Source organism: Levilactobacillus tujiorum, from assembly GCF_012641185.1.
Taxonomy (GTDB): Bacteria; Bacillota; Bacilli; order Lactobacillales; family Lactobacillaceae; genus Levilactobacillus; species Levilactobacillus tujiorum.
This window is the reverse complement of record NZ_JAAXLK010000075.1, coordinates 1-227: the sequence shown is the minus strand read 5'-3', so window position 1 is coordinate 227 and position 227 is coordinate 1. Positions and strand designations below refer to the sequence as shown.

General features: G+C 51.1%; 1 rRNA gene. It reads left to right on the top strand.

The window, feature by feature from the left end:
• Positions 1 to 227, top strand: a 16S ribosomal RNA gene (locus HF569_RS12275); the annotation flags it as partial.

The following is a 227-nucleotide window of genomic DNA, read 5'->3' as shown; positions in this document are numbered from 1 at the left end:
ACTCAAAGGAATTGACGGGGGCCCGCACAAGCGGTGGAGCATGTGGTTTAATTCGAAGCTACGCGAAGAACCTTACCAGGTCTTGACATCTTCTGCCAATCTTAGAGATAAGAGGTTCCCTTCGGGGACAGAATGACAGGTGGTGCATGGTTGTCGTCAGCTCGTGTCGTGAGATGTTGGGTTAAGTCCCGCAACGAGCGCAACCCTTATTATCAGTTGCCAGCATT